The sequence below is a fragment of the Citrobacter enshiensis genome, from assembly GCF_029338175.1.
GTDB classification, from domain to species: domain Bacteria; phylum Pseudomonadota; class Gammaproteobacteria; order Enterobacterales; family Enterobacteriaceae; genus Citrobacter_D; species Citrobacter_D enshiensis.
Map to the genome: position 1 here is coordinate 2,461,598 of NZ_CP119862.1, position 18,848 is coordinate 2,480,445.

At 52.6% G+C, this 18,848-nt stretch carries 15 protein-coding genes; 5 read left to right on the forward strand and 10 right to left on the reverse strand.

Translation table 11 applies throughout. From position 1 onward, the window contains the following. Positions 1-110 precede the first annotated feature (110 nt). Both P2W74_RS12010 and P2W74_RS12015 read right to left on the reverse strand, forming a co-directional pair. On the reverse strand, positions 111-1,496 hold the full coding sequence (locus tag P2W74_RS12010; RefSeq protein WP_276291754.1) for a NarK family nitrate/nitrite MFS transporter: 1,386 nt from the start codon (positions 1,494-1,496) through the stop codon (positions 111-113). Between the two features lie 212 nt (positions 1,497-1,708). After that, positions 1,709-2,290, reverse strand: a complete 582-nt coding sequence (locus P2W74_RS12015; RefSeq protein WP_276291755.1) for a TetR family transcriptional regulator — start codon at positions 2,288-2,290, stop codon at positions 1,709-1,711. A 118-nt stretch (positions 2,291-2,408) separates the two neighbouring features. Here P2W74_RS12015 and P2W74_RS12020 point away from each other — a divergent pair, with 118 nt between their 5' ends. After that, positions 2,409-3,896: an MFS transporter gene (locus P2W74_RS12020; RefSeq protein WP_276291756.1), complete on the forward strand. Its 1,488-nt coding sequence runs from the start codon at positions 2,409-2,411 to the stop codon at positions 3,894-3,896. A gap of 1 nt (position 3,897) precedes the next feature. Here P2W74_RS12020 and P2W74_RS12025 read toward each other — a convergent pair whose 3' ends face one another. The 3 genes from P2W74_RS12025 to yddG form a co-directional block, all read right to left on the reverse strand. Beyond that, the gene (locus tag P2W74_RS12025) at positions 3,898-4,278 is read right to left on the reverse strand and encodes a GFA family protein (RefSeq protein ID WP_276295182.1); all 381 of its coding nucleotides are present in this window, start codon (positions 4,276-4,278) and stop codon (positions 3,898-3,900) included. A 143-nt stretch (positions 4,279-4,421) separates the two neighbouring features. Continuing rightward, positions 4,422-5,528: a porin OmpC gene (ompC, locus tag P2W74_RS12030; RefSeq protein ID WP_276291757.1), complete on the reverse strand. Its 1,107-nt coding sequence runs from the start codon at positions 5,526-5,528 to the stop codon at positions 4,422-4,424. Between the two features lie 571 nt (positions 5,529-6,099). Continuing rightward, on the reverse strand, positions 6,100-6,981 hold the full coding sequence (yddG, locus tag P2W74_RS12035) for an aromatic amino acid efflux DMT transporter YddG (protein WP_276291758.1): 882 nt from the start codon (positions 6,979-6,981) through the stop codon (positions 6,100-6,102). 233 nt (positions 6,982-7,214) lie between these two features. On the opposite strand from yddG, the gene fdnG reads away from it, so the two are divergent. From fdnG to P2W74_RS12055, 4 genes are all read left to right on the forward strand, one after another. Beyond that, complete coding sequence (gene fdnG, locus P2W74_RS12040) at positions 7,215-10,262, forward strand: formate dehydrogenase-N subunit alpha (RefSeq protein ID WP_276291759.1); 3,048 nt, start codon at positions 7,215-7,217, stop codon at positions 10,260-10,262. Positions 10,263-10,275: 13 nt separating this feature from the next. Next, positions 10,276-11,160: a formate dehydrogenase N subunit beta gene (fdnH, locus tag P2W74_RS12045; RefSeq protein ID WP_192612223.1), complete on the forward strand. Its 885-nt coding sequence runs from the start codon at positions 10,276-10,278 to the stop codon at positions 11,158-11,160. After that, positions 11,153-11,806, forward strand: a complete 654-nt coding sequence (gene fdnI / locus P2W74_RS12050; protein WP_162382270.1) for a formate dehydrogenase-N subunit gamma — start codon at positions 11,153-11,155, stop codon at positions 11,804-11,806. Before fdnH ends, fdnI begins: the two co-directional genes overlap by 8 nt. Positions 11,807-11,878: 72 nt before the next feature. After that, positions 11,879-12,349, forward strand: coding sequence for an NUDIX hydrolase (locus P2W74_RS12055; protein ID WP_276291760.1), 471 nt, complete (start codon positions 11,879-11,881; stop codon positions 12,347-12,349). On the opposite strand, the gene P2W74_RS12060 is transcribed toward P2W74_RS12055, so the two are convergent. The 5 genes from P2W74_RS12060 to maeA form a co-directional block, all read right to left on the reverse strand. After that, positions 12,350-12,634 (reverse strand): HigA family addiction module antitoxin, encoded by a 285-nt coding sequence (locus tag P2W74_RS12060; protein WP_276291761.1) that lies wholly within the window; start codon positions 12,632-12,634, stop codon positions 12,350-12,352. It abuts the gene before it with no gap. Beyond that, positions 12,631-12,912, reverse strand: coding sequence for a type II toxin-antitoxin system RelE/ParE family toxin (locus P2W74_RS12065; protein WP_276295183.1), 282 nt, complete (start codon positions 12,910-12,912; stop codon positions 12,631-12,633). Before P2W74_RS12065 ends, P2W74_RS12060 begins: the two co-directional genes overlap by 4 nt. A gap of 185 nt (positions 12,913-13,097) precedes the next feature. Further along, positions 13,098-14,108 carry an alcohol dehydrogenase AdhP gene (gene adhP / locus P2W74_RS12070; protein WP_276291762.1) on the reverse strand — a complete coding sequence of 337 codons (1,011 nt, stop codon included), beginning with the start codon at positions 14,106-14,108 and terminating at the stop codon, positions 13,098-13,100. A 238-nt stretch (positions 14,109-14,346) separates the two neighbouring features. Then, positions 14,347-16,065: an ABC-F family ATP-binding cassette domain-containing protein gene (locus tag P2W74_RS12075; RefSeq protein WP_276291763.1), complete on the reverse strand. Its 1,719-nt coding sequence runs from the start codon at positions 16,063-16,065 to the stop codon at positions 14,347-14,349. 996 nt (positions 16,066-17,061) lie between these two features. Next, the gene (gene maeA / locus P2W74_RS12080; protein ID WP_276291764.1) at positions 17,062-18,759 is read right to left on the reverse strand and encodes a malate dehydrogenase; all 1,698 of its coding nucleotides are present in this window, start codon (positions 18,757-18,759) and stop codon (positions 17,062-17,064) included. Positions 18,760-18,848 lie beyond the last annotated feature (89 nt).

The following is an 18,848-nucleotide window of genomic DNA, read 5'->3' on the forward strand; positions in this document are numbered from 1 at the left end:
TAAGGTGTCAGGCATGTAGACCGGATCAGGCCTTGTGCCGCCATCCGGTTTTATTTCAACGCCTGATGGCGACGCTAACGCGTCTTATCAGGCCTACATGAATATGTTTGTTATTTTTTTTGTGATTTGCGGCCATAGACCAGCCAGGTCACCAGCACGCAGACGATGTAAAACACTAAGAATATTTTCATTGCACCAACCGGAGAGCCGGTCAGCGCCAGGGATGAGCCAAACGCTTTCGGGATGAAGAAACCGCCCACCGCGCCGATAGCGGAGATAAACCCAAGCGCGGCGGCGGTATCCGTCACCGCTTCACGCTGGGCCTGTTCTTCCGAACCGCCGCGCAGTTTCACCCGGTAAATCGTGATTTTGCGAAAGATCACCGCAATCATCTGGAAGGTCGAGCCGCTTCCCAGTCCTGCCGTCAGGAAAAGTCCCATGAACACCAGATAAAACGCGATAAAACTCCCGGAACCCGAACCCGGTAAGGTGAGAAACAGCAGGGCGCTAAACAAGGCCATAAAGATGAAGTTAATCAGCGTCACGCGCACGCCGCCGAACTTATCGGAAATAAAGCCTCCGGCAGAGCGCGCAAGCGCGCCGATAAACGGTCCGAAAAAGGCCAGTTTCAGTATGTTCACATCGGGAAATTGTGTTTTCGCCAGCATGGCGAACCCGGCGGAAAAGCCGATAAACGATCCAAACGTGGCGAGGTACAGCAGGCTTAACAACCAGAGATGAAAACGTTTGAGCACCGGCAGTTGCGCAGCGATAGAGGATTTTGAGCTGGAAATGTCATTCATCCCCAGCCCGGCCGCGAAGGTGGCGGCAATCAGTAGCGGAACCCAAATCCAGGTGGCATTCGCCAGCGACAACAACGACCCGTCGGCCTGTGGGACGCCTTGCACGCCGAGGAATGTGAAGATGGGCAGAAAAATCACCAGCGGCGCGACCATCTGCATCACGCTGACGCCTAAGTTGCCTAAGCCGCCGTTAATCCCCAGGGCGCTGCCTTGCTTCGATTTGGGGAAGAAAAAACTGATATTGCCCATACTCGACGCAAAGTTGGCGCCAGCAAAACCGCACAACAGCGCGATAATAATAAATACCCCATAGGGAGTAGCGGTGTTTTGCACCGCAAAACCGAGCCACAGACAAGGAATAATCAGAATGACGGTGCTAAAAATCGTCCAGCGACGTCCGCCAAATATGGGCACCATAAAGGAGTAGGGCACGCGTAATATGGCGCCGGAAAGCGATGGTAATGCGGTTAATAAAAAGAGTTGATCGGTGGTGAAATTAAAGCCCACTTTATTCAAATTAACGGCGACGGCGCTGAACAACATCCAGACACAGAAGGCGAGCAACAAGCAAGAGACTGATATCCAGAGATTTTTTCGGGCGATGTGCTTACCTTTATTTTCCCAGTAAGCGGGGTTTTCAGGCTTCCAGTCACTTAAAAGATAACGGTTTTTTTTCTCATTTTGTGGTGCCATATTACCCTCACATGCCCGCGTCGTTCATGAAAAAGAAATAATAAGAGGCTGAGCCGCATGGCTCTTTTTAGAAATTATTGGGGTTTTTGAGAATATTGTTTGAAAAGGATAGATAAGAAAGCGGAACCCCGTGAAGTGAAGGGGGAATAACAGGTTGCTTAAGTGTTACTAAATGTAAACGATAAAGATGTATTGTTAATTCATATTTGACGTCAGATGAACAGTTCCTGTGAAATCATGTGATCCAGATGCCGCTCAAAGGCGGGATCCGCCATTTCAGTCATGCCAAGCGCGTACATACCGTCCAGACCACAAACCAGCGCAATTAAACGCCAGGCAATGTCCTCCGCCGTGCCGTCGGTAAAGGTGAACTCACCGGCCTCACGACCTTGCTCGATCAGTCGCGCGGTATCTTCGTGCCACATTTTCATCGTCAGCAGATACGCATTTTTGATTTCAGGGTCTTTGTCCGCAAGGATTTGCGCTTCTCGCCAGAGTTTGATGTAGGGTTCAAAACCGCCGTCGTGGCTGCCCAGCATGGCATGAAGACGCATGCGCCAGGTGGCGTTCTCCGGTGCGATGTTGGTATCCAGTAGGGTACGAATCAGACGGATAAAGGCCTGCGACTTCAGTTCGCCTGCATTGCTAAAATGGTGGTGAAGTTGCCCGGTCGCCACGCTGGCTTCTGTCGCAATACGTCTTACCGTCATTGCGTTAAAGCCTTCCTGTAACGCAACGCGCATGGCTGCCTGCAGAATCACTTCGCGACGTTCATCCCGATTTAAATAGCTCATATGCCCTTCACTCTGGTTACCGTGTCGGCAGTGTAACAAAAAGCTGGACATGCGTTCAACTTTCCGTAGGATCGCCAGACTTGGACGTGTGTCCAGGTTTGTTTTTAGCGGGAGTTTTATGTTTCGTCAGTGGTTAACGTTAGTGATTATTGTGCTGGTCTACATCCCTGTTGCGATTGACGCAACGGTGCTGCATGTTGCCGCCCCCACGCTGAGTATGACGCTGGGCGCCAGTGGCAACGAGCTGCTGTGGATCATTGATATTTATTCTCTGGTGATGGCCGGGATGGTCTTACCGATGGGCGCGCTGGGCGACCGCATTGGTTTTAAACGTCTGCTGTTGTTGGGCGGGACCCTGTTTGGTCTGGCCTCGCTGGCTGCCGCGTTTGCCCATAACGCCAGTCTGCTGATTGCAACGCGGGCGCTGCTGGCGATCGGTGCTGCAATGATTGTGCCTGCGACGCTGGCGGGGATCCGCGCCACCTTTTCTGAAGCGCGTCATCGCAATATGGCGCTTGGCGTATGGGCCGCCGTAGGATCGGGGGGCGCGGCGTTCGGTCCGCTGGTCGGCGGTATGTTGCTGGAGCATTTCTACTGGGGCTCGGTATTTCTGATCAACGTCCCGATTGTCATACTGGTGATGGGATTGACGGCGCGCTTTGTTCCGCCACAGGCAGGCCGTCGCGAGCAGTCGCTCAACCTGGCGCACGCGATCATGTTGATCATCGCCATTTTGCTGTTGGTCTATAGCGCAAAGACGGCGCTGAAAGGGCATCTCGCGGTCGGCGTGATTGCGTTGACGTTACTGGTGGGGGCGCTGTTACTGGCCGCGTTTGTGCGCATCCAACTGGCGGCTTCGCGCCCGATGATCGACATGCGTCTTTTTACCCACCGTATCATCCTGAGCGGCGTGGTGATGGCGATGACCGCGATGATCACGTTGGTGGGATTTGAACTGCTGATGGCGCAGGAGCTACAGTTTGTTCACGGTCTGACACCGTATCAGGCAGGACTGTTTATGCTGCCCGTGATGGTGGCCAGCGGATTCAGCGGTCCGATTGCCGGCATGCTGGTGTCACGGCTGGGTTTGCGTTGGGTGGCGACCGGCGGGATGGCGCTCAGCGCGTTGAGTTTCTACGGTCTGGCGCTGACTGACTTCAGTAGCCAACAGTGGCAGGCCTGGGGGCTGATGGCGTTGCTGGGATTCAGCGCTGCCAGCGCGCTTCTGGCGTCAACAGCTGCCATTATGGCGGCGGCACCGGCAGAAAAAGCCGCCGCGGCGGGCGCAATCGAAACGATGGCCTATGAGCTGGGCGCAGGGCTAGGTATTGCCATCTTCGGTTTACTGCTGAGCCGGAGTTTCTCGGCGTCTGTCATGCTGCCGACCGGGTTAAGCGAACAGGACATTGAACGCGCGTCGTCATCAATGGGCGAGGCGGTACAACTTGCCCATACGCTTTCACCAACGCTTGGCGACGCGGTTCTTGGGGCGGCCAGACAGGCGTTCACCTGGTCGCACAGTGTGGCGTTAAGCAGCGCCGGAAGTTTGTTGATCCTGCTGGCGGTCGGGATGTGGTTCAGTCTGTCAAAGATAAAACAGCATTAATTTAGTGGGCTAACTGGCAAGGGTAATCCATCTCCTCAACTTCCTTGCCGCTCAGGCGAGCGTATTGCCCCGTGAGACGCCAGAAAGCGGGTTGCGTTTCAGTGTAGATTTCGGCAGCCAGGATCAGGCGACGGCGATCGACCTCGTTAAGCTCCAGCAATGTCCACGGAATAAAGTAGCGCTCACTGTCGGTCAACATAAACCACAGTGGGCATCCGCAGCCGGAACAGAAAAAACGTTCTCCACGTGTTGAAGAGGGAAAGTGCGAAGGTTCTGATGACTCTGGCGACATCAGCGGTTGACCGCTGGCTTCCAGATACATGGCAATACCACCTGACCATTTCTGGCACAACGTGCAGTGGCAGGCATAGACATCAAGCATTTCGACGTTAACGGTAAAATGGCTCTGTCCGCAAAGACAACGACCTGTGAACGTCTGCACGGCATACTCCTTATGACCGAGTCTGGATCAAGAGAAAAAGCCAGCCCATCATGGGCTGGCTTTGATTTCAGGCTACAACAAAATTAGAACTGGTAGGTCAGGCCTACAGCCACGATGTCGTCGGTGCTTACGCCAGCATGCTTGGTGAAGTTGTTGTCATCCAGCAGGTTGATTTTGTAATCAACGAAGGTAGACATGTTTTTGTTGAAGTAGTAGGTCGCGCCCACGTCAACGTATTCAACCAGATCCTGATCGCCCCAGGCACCCAGATCCTTACCTTTGGATTTCAGGTAAGCCACGGACGGACGCAGACCGAAGTCGAACTGATACTGAGCAACCACTTCAAAGTTCTGTGCTTTGTTCGCGATATAGTCATCGCCAAACACAGTCATGTTGCGGGTTTCAGAGTAGGTAGTTGCCAGGTAGATGTTGTTCGCATCGTATTTCAGGCCAGCAGCCCATACTTCCGCGGTGTCGCCGTCGGCGTTCAGAGTGTCGGTACGGCCATAGGCGACCTGACCATCAGTACGGTCAGATTTTGCATAGGTAGCACCGATGCCGAAGCCTTCGTACTCATAGGTAGTAGACAGACCAAAACCGTCGCCGTTAGATTCGACTGCATCACGGCCTTTTGGATTTGTAGCGCTTGCGCTATCGTTTTTGCCCTGGTACTGAGCAGCAAAGTTCAGGCCGTCAACCAGACCGAAGAAATCGTTGTTACGGTAAGTTGCAACGCCAGTAGTACGGCTGGTCATGAACACGTCAGTCTGGGTCCAGGTATCACCACCGAACTCAGGCAGAACGTCGGTCCATGCGCCGATGTCGTACGCTACGCCGTAGTTACGGCCGTAGTCTAAAGAACCGTATTCAGCGAATTTCAGACCAGCGAATGCCAGACGGGTTTTGTCGCTGTTTGAAGCATTGGTGGATTCGGTACGGTTACCTTTAAATTCATATTCCCACTGGCCAAAACCAACCAGTTGGTCATTGATCTGCGTTTCGCCTTTAAAGCCGGTACGCACGTAAGTTTTGTCGCCATCTTTGCTGGTGTCATCAGAGAAATAATGCTGAGCGTGTACTTTACCGTACAGATCCAGTTTGTTGCCGTCTTTGTTATAAATCTCTGCTGCGTTTACTGCACCTGCTGCCAACAGGGTAGTCACTGCCACTGCAACTAATTTAAGTTTCATGCTCAATAATCCTTATAATTTTCTTAGTGTGTTTCCTAAACCATTTCTAAACGAACCCGCCTAGTCAATGGCAGACCATTTTTAAATTACGCGGTGGTATAAGTTCAATAATAAGTTTCATAATATTACTAAATATTTACAGTTATGTGATCCAGATCTACATAATAGAGCTGAAAAAATTAGTTGAAATTAGGAACTTACTGAATAGATATATTTACGAGAGGGACTATATCTGTATTTATTGTTTGATATTCGTTAGTTGCCAGAGCTGACTATATGCATGAATACAGTTTCGCTTGAGCATAAAATGCTTAATGTTAGCAAAAAATAATCATCTCGATAACATATTTAACACAAAAGAAAATGAGTGCATACAATTTGTTCATGTGACGCCAAAATGAACAGCAGGCATGGTATTAACGGTATGGCAATAAAACGGTAAAAAGGCAAATAAGAATTTTCTAAGCGCAGGTCATGCTCGCAATAATTGCCAGAAATGAATTTGTAACAAGGAATAGGCTATCGGGTCGTTTTTCATCCAGTGGATGATATTAAGACCCGATGACTGGCGTCAGGCACGGCGTGTTGCCAGCCAGCAGAGCAGTGAACCGACGCACACCATAATAGCGCCTTGCCAGAACGAAAATGAAAGCGGGGCGCTTAAAAGAACCGCAGCCAGCGCAGACGACATTACGGGGGTGAAATAAGAACCCACGGCCATGATGGTGACATTTCCGTGCAAAATTCCAACATTCCATGCCGCGTAGGCAAACCCTAACGTTAATGCCGCCGAAAATAGCTTGATAGTGACGGGAAGAGTGAAATGCATTTCAGGTTGAGGTGTCAATAAATAGTGAACCCATAAACTTGCGGCAGTGAGCAAAACAAAGACCGTGATTCCGTTAAATCCCCGGGCATATTTATTGGTGACCGTACAATACGTCGCCCAAATAAACGCCCCCAGAAAGGCGAGAAAATAGCTTAATGGGCTGGTGGCGACATTGCTTATTATTTCACCAGGATTGAGTCCATTTTCACCGCCTAATACCCAACAGACACCGGTCAACGCCACAATTAATCCAGGAATGACCAACCAGGTTGTTTTTTGTCCATTAAATAAAATGGCGAAAAGAATCGTCAGGCTGGGCCATAAATAGTTGACCATGCCGACCTCAATGGCCTGATGCCGCGTCACCGCATAACCCAGCGACAGTGCCAGGCATATTTCGTAAGTAACGAAAAGGAAACTGCCAGCGATTAAATAACGAACAGGGAAGTGACGAATATTAGGAAAACCGACAGTAAAAATAAGCAACAGTCCGCTTAATGAATAGATCATTGCCGCGCCGCCCACCGGCCCAAGTCCTTCACTCACGCCACGAATCAACCCCACCATGGTACTCCAGAGCACGATGGCAATCAGTCCAATTAGCGTTGCTTTTTTTCTCGTCATTCTGTTCGTCTGTCCTCGTTCCTATTCATTAAAGAAGCTGAAATTTATAGCACTTTTAAACTGTCGGGCGTTAATAAATCGTCCAGCCCAATACTTCTTTGTGGGTATAAATGTTCGGCAAACGGCACTATTTAGTAGCGGAACCGATTCGTTATTGATTTGACGCAAAAAAGATATGGTCATAGCTGTTAGTTTCGTCGCGAAGTTACATCCCTGTAAAAAAGAGGAAAGCAATGGACGTCAGCCGCAGACAATTTTTTAAAATCTGCGCGGGCGGTATGGCAGGAACAACAGTCGCAGCGCTTGGTTTTGCACCTAAGTCTGCACTGGCTCAGGCGCGTAATTACAAACTGCTGCGCGCCAAAGAGATCCGAAACTCCTGCACATACTGTTCCGTGGGATGCGGGCTATTAATGTATAGCCTCGGAGATGGAGCCAAAAACGCGAAGGAAGCGATTTACCATATTGAAGGGGACCCGGACCATCCGGTAAGCCGTGGGGCATTATGTCCTAAAGGCGCGGGTCTGCTGGACTATGTTCACAGTGAAAACCGCCTGCGTTATCCACAATATCGCGCGGCGGGTTCAGACAAATGGCAGCGTATCAGTTGGGATGAGGCGTTCTCCCGTATCGCAAAACTGATGAAAGCTGACCGTGACGCCAACTTTATTGAAAAGAACGAGCAGGGCGTCACCGTCAACCGCTGGTTGTCTACCGGGATGCTTTGCGCCTCTGCGGCAAGTAATGAAACCGGTATGCTGACGCAAAAATTTGTGCGCTCTCTCGGCATGCTGGCAGTCGACAACCAGGCACGCGTCTGACACGGACCAACGGTAGCAAGTCTTGCTCCAACATTTGGTCGCGGTGCGATGACCAACCACTGGGTTGATATCAAAAACGCCAACGTCGTGATGGTGATGGGCGGTAACGCCGCTGAAGCACATCCGGTGGGATTCCGCTGGGCGATGGAAGCGAAGAATAATAATGATGCGACATTAATTGTTGTCGATCCTCGCTTTACGCGTACAGCGTCGGTTGCAGATATCTATGCGCCGATCCGTTCCGGTACGGACATTACGTTCCTGTCTGGCGTTCTGCTGTACCTGATCGAAAATCAGAAAATCAACGCGGAGTACGTGAAGCATTACACCAACGCCAGCCTGCTGGTACGGGATGATTTTGCTTTCGACGACGGCCTGTTTAGCGGCTACGACGCGAAAAAACGTCAGTATGATAAGTCATCATGGAACTATCAGTTCGATGAAAACGGCTATGCAAAACGTGATGACACGCTGAGTCACCCGCGCTGCGTGTGGAACTTGCTCAAACAGCACGTTTCCCGTTATACGCCGGATGTGGTGGAAAACATCTGCGGTACGCCAAAAGCCGATTTCCTGAAAGTGTGTGAAGTGTTAGCCTCCACCAGCGCGGCCGACCGTACGACCACCTTCCTTTATGCATTGGGGTGGACGCAACACACCGTCGGGGCGCAGAACATTCGTACGATGGCGATGATCCAGTTGCTGCTCGGCAACATGGGCATGGCTGGCGGCGGCGTGAACGCCTTGCGCGGTCACTCCAACATTCAGGGCTTAACGGATTTAGGTCTTCTTTCTACCAGTCTGAGCGGTTATCTGACGCTGCCGTCAGAGAAACAGACCGATCTGCAAACCTATCTGCAGGCCAACACGCCGAAAGCGACGCTGGCCGACCAGGTGAACTACTGGGGCAACTATCCGAAGTTTTTCGTCAGCCTGATGAAATCGTTCTACGGCGACGCGGCGCAAAAAGAGAATGACTGGGGATTTGAGTGGCTGCCGAAATGGGATCAGTCCTACGACGTCATTAAATACTTCAACATGATGGATAGCGGTAAAGTGACCGGCTACATCTGTCAGGGCTTCAACCCGGTGGCGTCCTTCCCGGACAAAAACAAAGTGGTGCAATCCCTGAGTAAGTTGAAGTACATGGTCGTTATCGATCCGCTGGTGACAGAGACTTCAACGTTCTGGCAGAACCACGGCGAGTCAAACGATGTCGACCCGGCGTCGATTCAGACCGAAGTGTTCCGTCTGCCGTCCACCTGTTTTGCGGAAGAAGATGGCTCGATTGCCAACTCCGGTCGCTGGCTGCAGTGGCACTGGAAAGGCCAGGATGCGCCGGGCGAAGCCCGCAATGACGGCGAAATTCTGGCGGGTATTTACCATTGTCTGCGCGATCTCTACCGCAACGAAGGCGGTAAAGGCGTAGAGCCGCTGCTGAAAATGAGCTGGAACTACAAGCAGCCAGACCATCCGGAATCCGAAGAGGTCGCCAAAGAAAACAACGGCTATGCGCTGGCCGATCTCTATGACGCCAACGGTGTGCTGATCGCGAAGAAAGGTCAGCTACTGAGCAGTTTTGCTCAGCTGCGCGATGACGGTACCACGGCCTCCTCCTGCTGGATTTATACCGGTAGCTGGACGGAGCAGGGCAACCAGATGGCCAACCGTGACAACGCCGATCCGTCTGGCCTCGGTAACACGTTAGGTTGGGCCTGGGCGTGGCCGCTGAACCGCCGCGTGCTGTATAACCGCGCTTCCGCCGATCCACAGGGTAAACCGTGGGATCCGAAACGGATGCTGATCCAGTGGAACGGCGCGAAATGGACGGGTAACGATATTCCGGACTTCAATACTGCTCCACCGGGCAGCGCAACCGGGCCGTTTATCATGCAGCCGGAAGGGCTGGGACGTCTGTTCGCGATTGATAAAATGGCGGAAGGACCGTTCCCGGAACACTATGAGCCGGTTGAAACGCCGCTGGGAACCAACCCGCTGCATCCGAACGTCATTTCCAATCCGGCGGTGCGTTTGTATGAAGAAGATGCCTTGCGCCTGGGTAAAAAGGACGAGTTCCCGTATGTCGGTACCACCTACCGTCTGACGGAACATTTCCACACCTGGACCAAGCACGCATTGCTGAATGCCATCGCCCAGCCAGAGCAGTTTGTGGAAATCAGCGAAACACTGGCCGCCGCGAAGGGTATCGCCAACGGTGACTACGTGAAAGTCAGCAGCAAGCGCGGATTTATTCGTGCCGTTGCGGTGGTCACACGCCGTCTGCGCACCTTGCAGGTTAACGGTCAGCAGGTTGAAACGGTGGGTATCCCGATTCACTGGGGCTTTGAAGGGGTCGCGCGTAAAGGCTATATCGCCAACACTCTGACGCCGAACGTCGGTGATGCAAACTCGCAAACGCCGGAATACAAAGCGTTTTTAGTTAACATCGAGAAGGCGTAAGGGAGGCGAACATATGTCTTTGGAAACGCAGGACATCATCAAACGGTCCGCAACAAACGCCATCACGCCGCCTCCCCAGGCGCGTGATTACAAGGCTGAAGTCGCCAAACTGATCGACGTTTCCACCTGCATAGGCTGTAAAGCCTGCCAGGTGGCGTGTTCGGAGTGGAACGACATTCGCGATGAGGTTGGGCATTGTGTTGGGGTGTATGACAACCCTGCCGATCTGAGCGCGAAATCCTGGACGGTGATGCGCTTTAGCGAAACCGAGCAAAACGGCAAGCTGGAGTGGTTGATCCGTAAAGACGGCTGTATGCACTGTGAAGATCCGGGCTGTCTGAAGGCGTGCCCGTCTGCCGGGGCAATCATCCAGTACGCTAACGGGATTGTTGATTTTCAGTCTGAACACTGCATTGGCTGTGGCTACTGCATTGCCGGGTGTCCGTTTAATGTACCGCGCCTCAATAAAGAGGATAACCGCGTCTATAAATGTACACTCTGCGTCGATCGCGTCAGTGTCGGCCAGGAGCCTGCGTGCGTGAAAACGTGCCCGACGGGGGCGATTCATTTCGGCACCAAGCAAGAGATGCTGGAAATGGCCGAGCAGCGCGTGGAAAAACTCAAAGCGCGTGGGTACGAACATGCCGGTGTTTATAACCCACAGGGTGTGGGTGGGACACACGTGATGTATGTACTGCATCATGCTAACCAGCCAGAGTTGTATCACGGTTTGCCGAAGGACCCGAAAGTCGACACCTCAATCAACCTGTGGAAAGGGGCGTTGAAACCGTTGGCGGCAGCAGGGTTTATCGCCACCTTCGCCGGACTGATTTACCACTACATTGGTATTGGCCCGAACAAAGAAGTGGACGACGAAGAGGAGGATCATCATGAGTAAGTCAAAAATGATAGTGCGCACGAAATTTATCGACCGCGCCTGTCACTGGACGGTGGTGATCTGTTTCTTCCTGGTGGCGCTGTCGGGAATTTCGTTTTTCTTCCCAACGCTGCAATGGCTGACGCAAACCTTCGGTACGCCGCAGATGGGGCGCATTCTGCACCCGTTCTTCGGCATCGCGATCTTCGTCGCGCTGATGTTTATGTTCTTTCGTTTTGTACAACACAACATCCCGGATAAGAAAGACATTCCGTGGCTGAAGAATATTGTGGAAGTGCTGAAGGGCAATGAACACAAAGTGGCGGACGTGGGTAAGTATAACGCCGGGCAGAAAATGATGTTCTGGTCGATCATGAGCATGATTTTCGTTCTGCTGGTGACCGGCGTCATTATCTGGCGTCCGTACTTCGCGCAGTTCTTCCCGATGCAGGTGGTGCGTTACAGCCTGCTGATCCACGCGGCGGCGGGCATTATTCTGATGCACGCCATCCTCATCCATATGTACATGGCATTCTGGGTGAAAGGTTCGATCAAAGGCATGGTCGAAGGGAAGGTCAGCCGTCGCTGGGCGAAGAAACACCATCCGCGCTGGTATCGCGACGTCGAGAAAGCCGAAGCCAAAAAAGAGAGTGAAGAAGGGTTATAATCTCTTTTGACTCTATACAGTAAAAATGGCGCTGAAAAAGGCGCCATTTTTTTATCAAACACGGAGGTTATCATGCACACACGTCCTTCATCCAGGCTCATTGTTCTGAGTTCTGATAACCGGGTACTTCTGTTTCGTTTTGAGCATACAAATGATGCGCTGGCTGGACGGTCATATTGGGCAACACCTGGCGGTGGGCTGGAAAGTGCCGAATCATTTGAAGAGGCAGCATTAAGGGAATTATATGAAGAAACCGGAATCTTACGCGAATTTGCGGGACCGCAGATAGCCAAAAGAAGCTTCACGATGATGTTACCCAGTGGAGAAAGCGTTATTGCTGATGAGCGTTTCTTTTTGATTCGTGTTGAAGGTAAAGAGGCCGAATTTTCTGGCTGGAGCAACCATGAAAAGGCCGTTATCGGCGATCACCGCTGGTGGTCATTAAATGAGTTACGCCATACAGAGGATACGGTGTATCCACTGGATTTGGTGATTGATATCCTTTTGCAGCAAGAAATCCAGGCTCCGGGCCTTAACGATTGATTATTGCGCTGCCAGATGACGGAGCCTTGAAATATCAACGGTTTTTTCGGCTTCTGTCAGACTCCAGGCGGTTTGCAGATTCAGCCACATTTGCGGTGAGCTGCCGATCACCACGGAGAGCTTAATCGCCATTTCTGGGGTTAGCGCCGCTTTTCCGGTTAGCAACCGGCTTGCTGTAGAGGGAGCAATGTCCATTGCTCTGGCAAATTCGCGCAGACTGACGTTAAGTTCGTTCAGCGCTTCCTGAATAATGTCTCCCGGGCGGGGATGATTTGCCATTTTCATGCGTGATAGTCCTCGTAATCCAGTAGGTATGCATCGCCATTGACGAACTCAAAGGTTATTCGCCAGTTCCCCGAGACAGATATCGCCCAAACGCCATCACGATCGCCGCTCAACGGGTGCAGCCTGTAGCCAGGCATGTCGATATCGTTAATATGGCAGGCGGCATCAATAACAGCGAGACGGTGACGCAATCGTTTTACCTGCGTTGCCAGAACGCCTGACGTGCGCCCATGAAGAAACAAGTCACGCAATCCCTTGTGTCTGAAACTCATGATCATCCAAATCATTCTTGTTCCTTCAGGAGGAACGCTATCATTGTTGTTCCGTATGGCGCAACAACATTCGCTACGATGGTCGAAATTTTGTGGGGAACTCGTTTAAAGAGGAAGCAGGAGAGGATATTTGTGGAAAGCGCTTCGCAAAACAAACGGCGACGAGCAGTAAAGCCGTCGCCGTTTACCGATTAACGGCGGAAATCAATCACCATACGGCCACGAATCTGGCCTTGTTCCATCTCTTTAAAGATAGCGTTGATGTCGCCGATCGGACGCAGGGCCACTTTAGGCACCACTTTGCCTTCTGCGGCAAACTGGAACGCTTCGGTCAGATCCTGACGCGTTCCCACCAGCGAACCGACCACCTGAATACCGTCCAGCACCAGACGTGGAATATCCAGACTCATGGCTTCCGGTGGCAGACCAACGGCAACCACACGACCGCCAGCACGCACGGCATCAACCGCCGAGTTAAACGCCGCTTTCGCAACGGCAGTCACCACCGCTGCGTGTGCGCCGCCCGTTTTCTCCTGCACGATTTTCGCCGCATCGTCAGTGCGTGAATTGATGACCAGATCGGCGCCCATTTCTTTGGCGAGTTTCAGCTGTTCGTCGTTCACGTCGATGGCAATCACTTTGGCATTAAAGACGTTTTTCGCATACTGCAGTGCCAGGTTGCCCAGACCGCCGAGACCGTAGACCGCAATCCACTGACCGGGTTTAATCTTCGCGATTTTCACGGCTTTATAGGTGGTGACGCCCGCACAGGTGATGCTACTTGCTGCGGCGGATTCCAGACCATCCGGTACTTTCACCGCATAATCCGCCACCACAATGCACTCTTCAGCCATACCGCCATCAACGCTGTAACCTGCGTTTTTGACGCTCCGGCACAGCGTCTCGTTGCCGCTGTTACAGTATTCACAGTGACCACATCCTTCAAAAAACCATGCCACGCTTGCGCGGTCGCCTGGCTTAAGGGAGGTCACCCCTGGCCCAATAGCAGTGACAACGCCAATGCCTTCATGTCCCAGGATAACGCCGGTTTTGTCGCCAAAATCGCCGTTTTTAACATGGAGATCGGTATGACACACACCACAGCACTCCATTTTCAGAAGCGCTTCACCGTGTTGCAGCGAGCGTAGCGTTTTCTCAGTGATATCAACCTGATGATCTTTAGTGACAACAGCAGCCTTCATAGTCTTCTCCTTATCATGATGGTGAACTGCATAGCGAGTAAAGCGAGTGAGTCTTATTATCCTCTACCTCGTAAGGATTAATTTTTCTGATGATATATGCAAGTGTGAAGAACGATAATTTACGTGTTTTAGCCTGTTTTAACCGTTCACGGACCTGTCAAAGCATAATAAATACTAATATTAATAGCTTGACGAGACTGGCGAGAAAGGGCACCTGGCCGGTGCCCTGATGTCATGCTTATTCTAGCCGCAAAATCAGCGCGTCGATTTCCTGACGCCATTGCGCCTGCAAATGCGGCTTCTGGTGCTTTGGCTTACGCGCCAGGTCATTCGCTAATTGCTGTTCCAGCACAAGCAGCTTTTCCAGCAGGCTATCACTGTCATCCGGGAGGGGATGGGCCGACTCCTGAGCCGTGATAGTCGCCGTCGGCCACGCGACAGACGTTTCCCGAATACGCGTGTTGATCGCCTCGAGATCGTGCCATTCACTCAACACACCCCGCTCAATAAACCAGAAACGGTTACAGCTTTGGCTGATCAACTGTCGGTCATGACTCACCAGCAGCACGCCGCCGCTGAAGGTTTGCAGGGTTTGCGCCAGCGCCTCTTTCCCATCCATATCCAGATGGTTAGTCGGCTCGTCAAGCATCAACAGACTAAACCGCGCCAGCGATAATCCCACAAACAATAACCGTGAACGTTCGCCGCCGCTCAACGTTTTGACCTGCTGCTGATGACGGACCCAGGGAAAACCCGCGCCAATTAGCGCCATCTTGCGTACGTCGGGCTGCGGGGCAAACGGTTCAAGCGCATCAAACAGCGAATCATTATCTGCGAGCTGCTGCAGCGTTTGATCGTAATAGCCCAGTGAGACGCGAGGGTGCAGACGCACACTTTCATTGTCCTGTTGAGACTGAAACTGTTGCCAGAGAAGCCGAAGCAGCGATGATTTTCCGCAGCCGTTACGCCCGACAATGGCAACCCGGTCACCGCTTTTTAGCCGCGCCCCCGGAACAGAAAACAGCACTGGGGTTTCCGCCGCCGGTGACACGAACAGGTCGTTCATCTCCAGCAAACGGTCAGCGCGGACGCTATCACCCTGTAATGTTAGTGACCACTGACTTCCTGCCGTGACGTCTGTCTGCGCGGCTTTCAGACGGGAAACCTGTTTTTCCATCTGCTTCGCTTTGCGGGACAAATCTTCGTTGTCATAAACCCGTCCCCAGTTCGCCAGCCGTTTGGCGCTGGCGGTGACTCTGTCGATCTCTTTTTGCTCTGCTTTGCGGCGTAGCGCATCGCTGACATCCGTGTCCGCTAATGCCTGTCTTGCCGCGCTACAGGGCAGCGCGAACGCGTGCAGGCGACGATCGCGCAGGATCCAGGTGCCGTTGGTGACCGCATCCAACAGATTAGGGTCATGGGAGACCACAACGAAACTGCCTGACCAGCGTTGTAAGAACTGTTCCAGCCACAATAAGGTGGGGAGATCCAGATGGTTGCCAGGTTCGTCCAGTAACAGCAGGTCAGGATTACGCATCAACGCACGGGCCAGTAACAGACGCGTATGCTGTCCGCCACTCAGCACTTGCGCTGACAGTGAAAAATCCTCAGCAGCAAACCCCATTTCCGCGAGTAATGACTCCGCCTGCCATTGCTGGCTGAGGCGCTCGCGTTCCGGCAGTTGCGCCAACAGCGCTTCCCGCAGGGGCAACGAGAGAATGTCAGGCGGTAAATGTTGTTCAACACGGGCGAGATGACAGTGACTGGCCAGAGAAACAGTGCCTGAGGTCGGCGTTTCGCTGCCGTCGAGAATTTTTAGCAGTGTGCTTTTGCCACAGCCGTTGTCACCGATAAGACCTATACGATCGCCTTTTTTCAGCGCAAAGGTGAGATCACGGAATAACGGGCCAAACGCCGTATCAACGTGTAAAGATTGTGCGGTTAATAAAGTGCTCATTGTTGCTTACTCAAGAGTTACAGGCGTGAAAACGCCTCGTCAAACATCGCTGACGATAACCCGGTAAGCCCGAGAGAAGAGGAAAGAGAAGGTAGCTTCGCTCAAGCCGAAGTTATCGCAGCACGATACCGATAACGCTTGAGCACTGACGATCGCCTAATGTATGTGAAGCGATGAAACGTTCACAGTACAGCATAAGTATCCTCCTTTTATTTTCCGAATGTTAATGGGTGGTGAAAGTGTAAGCACAAAGGGGAAATTTCGCCACTGTAAACATCGGCGGGAGGAGAGCCTAATGTTGGTCAGTTAAAGAATCAGGGAGAACCTTTTACTCTGGTGAAGGGTGACGTTCACCTTATGTCCACTGCTTCTCTGCAATCACCCTACCTGTGAACGTGCAAGGGAGGCTCGCCGCCGCCTCCCTTGCAACCCTGGCTCCCGGCGGGAAAATCGTCGCTTCGCGATATATTCACCTTATTCCGTCTGCCTTTCGGGTCGGGGTCGAGCCTGCATCCCTGCAGGCCGTCCCCTCCGCCCGAGTCCCTGCGGGCGGCCCCGGTCAGCCGTCAACGTCTCATCGATTTTCAGCCGGACCGTGGTGTCGCTTCAGCATTCTGACTTTCAGTGATTTCCGTTTGGCTGTTTAAACAACAGCTCAGGTGGTCAGGTGTGGGGAGAGTCCGGCCGAAAATTGCCGACGTGTTTTCGTAAGGCCGGGGGAACCCGCAGGGATGCGGGTTCAGGGCGCGTTTTACAGGGACGTTACCTCGCGCCCGACCCGGTAGCCTGGAGGAATAAGCGGAGGGAGACCGCGAAGCGGCAATTTTCCTGCCGGGAGCCGGGATTGTTAAGGGTGCGGCGATAGCACCCTTAACCCGTTCACGGGGCATGAAATGCCAGAGAAGCGAAGAACATGAAGTGAACGGAACCGTTCGCAAAACCAGCAAATTGGGAGAATAGCCCGGCAAGCATTGCGCCGCCGGGCCATAGGGGGAGTTAGATGGACGTACGGCGGTAATCGCGATATTCCGCCTGCCAGAAGTTATCGTCGATAGCCTGTTGCAGCGCCTCGGCGGAGGTTTTCACCGCCACACCCTGTTGCTGGGCCATTTTACCGACGGCAAACGCAATGGCGCGCGACACGGCCTGGATATCTTTCAACTCCGGTAACACCAGCCCTTCACCGTTGAGCACCATCGGCGAATATTTCGCTAACGTTTCACTGGCCGACATCAGCATCTCGTCGGTAATACGTGACGCGCCTGCGGCGATCACGCCCAGACCGATACCCGGGAAGATATAGGCATTATTACACTGGGCGATAGGATAGGTTTTGTCTTTCCACACCACCGGAGCGAACGGACTGCCCGTCGCCACCAACGCGCAACCTTCCGTCCAGGCGATGATGTCCTGCGGTGTCGCTTCCACGCGAGAAGTCGGGTTAGACAACGGCATCACGATCGGACGCGGACAATGCTTGTGCATCTCGCGAATGATCTCTTCGGTAAACAGCCCCGTCTGGCCGGAAACGCCGATCAAAATATCCGGCTTCACATTTCTCACCACATCAAGCAGGGAGAGCACGTCGTTTTGCGTATCCCACTGGTGCAGATTTTCACGTTTTTGCACCAGTTTGGTCTGGAATGGCAGCAAGTTAGGCATCTGGTCGGTTAACAGACCAAAGCGATCCACCATAAATACGCGCTGGCGAGCAGCTTCTTCGCTCAGTCCTTCGCGCTGGATCTGCGCAACTATCTGCTCGGCAATGCCGCAGCCTGCGGAACCTGCGCCGAGGAAGACGATTTTTTGCTCGCTTAACTGGCTACCCGCAGCATGGCTGGCCGCAATGAGCGTGCCGACGGTGACTGCTGCAGTCCCCTGGATATCATCGTTAAAAGAGCAAATTTCATCACGATAGCGGTTGAGTAACGGCATCGCGTTTTTCTGGGCAAAATCTTCGAACTGCAACAGCACGTCCGGCCAGCGTTGCTTCACCGCCTGGATGAAGTCATCGACAAATTCATAGTACTCATCGTCGGTGATACGCGGATTACGCCAGCCCATGTAGAGCGGATCGTTCAGCAGTTGCTGGTTATTGGTGCCGACATCCAGCACCACCGGAAGGGTGTACGCCGGGCTTATCCCGCCACAGGCGGTGTACAGCGACAATTTACCGATGGGAATACCCATACCGCCAATCCCCTGGTCGCCCAGCCCCAGAATACGCTCACCGTCAGTGACCACGATCACTTTGATATTGTGGTTCGGGACGTTTTGCAGGATATCGTCCATGTTGTGGCGGTTCTGGTAGGAGATAAACACGCCGCGCGAACGACGATAGATCTCAGAAAAACGCTCACAGGCAGCACCAACCGTTGGGGTATAGATGACCGGCATCATCTCATCGAGATGGTTATGCACCAGTCGGTAGAACAGGGTTTCGTTGGTATCCTGAATGTTGCGCAGGTAAATGTGTTTGTCGATTTCAGCTTTGAATCCCTGATACTGGATCCAGGCGCGTTCGGCCTGTTCTTCAATCGTTTCGACGACTTCCGGTAGTAACCCCAGCAGGTTGAAGTTACGACGCTCTTCCGCACTGAATGCGCTGCCTTTGTTCAGGAGAGGAAATTCAAGCAGTACAGGGCCAGCGTAGGGGATGTAAAGGGAACGCGGTTTCTTGGTTTTGATGTCCATGTCACTCACTCTTTTTTGAATTACCGACCCTGGCATTGTCGTTTATCTTCATATGTTGCCTTGCCGCCAGGGAATCGGGCACAGATTAT

Excerpts from the sequence above, each read along its gene's own strand:
- P2W74_RS12010 (WP_276291754.1), bottom strand. The coding sequence starts at position 1,496 with ATGGCACCACAAAATGAGAAAAAAAACCGTTATCTTTTAAGTGACTGG.
- P2W74_RS12015 (WP_276291755.1), bottom strand. The coding sequence starts at position 2,290 with ATGAGCTATTTAAATCGGGATGAACGTCGCGAAGTGATTCTGCAGGCA.
- P2W74_RS12020 (WP_276291756.1), top strand. The coding sequence starts at position 2,409 with ATGTTTCGTCAGTGGTTAACGTTAGTGATTATTGTGCTGGTCTACATC.
- P2W74_RS12025 (WP_276295182.1), bottom strand. The coding sequence starts at position 4,278 with ATGCTTGATGTCTATGCCTGCCACTGCACGTTGTGCCAGAAATGGTCA.
- ompC (WP_276291757.1), bottom strand. The coding sequence starts at position 5,528 with ATGAAACTTAAATTAGTTGCAGTGGCAGTGACTACCCTGTTGGCAGCA.
- yddG (WP_276291758.1), bottom strand. The coding sequence starts at position 6,981 with ATGACGAGAAAAAAAGCAACGCTAATTGGACTGATTGCCATCGTGCTC.
- fdnH (WP_192612223.1), top strand. The coding sequence starts at position 10,276 with ATGTCTTTGGAAACGCAGGACATCATCAAACGGTCCGCAACAAACGCC.
- fdnI (WP_162382270.1), top strand. The coding sequence starts at position 11,153 with ATGAGTAAGTCAAAAATGATAGTGCGCACGAAATTTATCGACCGCGCC.
- P2W74_RS12055 (WP_276291760.1), top strand. The coding sequence starts at position 11,879 with ATGCACACACGTCCTTCATCCAGGCTCATTGTTCTGAGTTCTGATAAC.
- P2W74_RS12060 (WP_276291761.1), bottom strand. The coding sequence starts at position 12,634 with ATGAAAATGGCAAATCATCCCCGCCCGGGAGACATTATTCAGGAAGCG.
- P2W74_RS12065 (WP_276295183.1), bottom strand. The coding sequence starts at position 12,912 with ATGATCATGAGTTTCAGACACAAGGGATTGCGTGACTTGTTTCTTCAT.
- adhP (WP_276291762.1), bottom strand. The coding sequence starts at position 14,108 with ATGAAGGCTGCTGTTGTCACTAAAGATCATCAGGTTGATATCACTGAG.
- P2W74_RS12075 (WP_276291763.1), bottom strand. The coding sequence starts at position 16,065 with ATGAGCACTTTATTAACCGCACAATCTTTACACGTTGATACGGCGTTT.
- maeA (WP_276291764.1), bottom strand. The coding sequence starts at position 18,759 with ATGGACATCAAAACCAAGAAACCGCGTTCCCTTTACATCCCCTACGCT.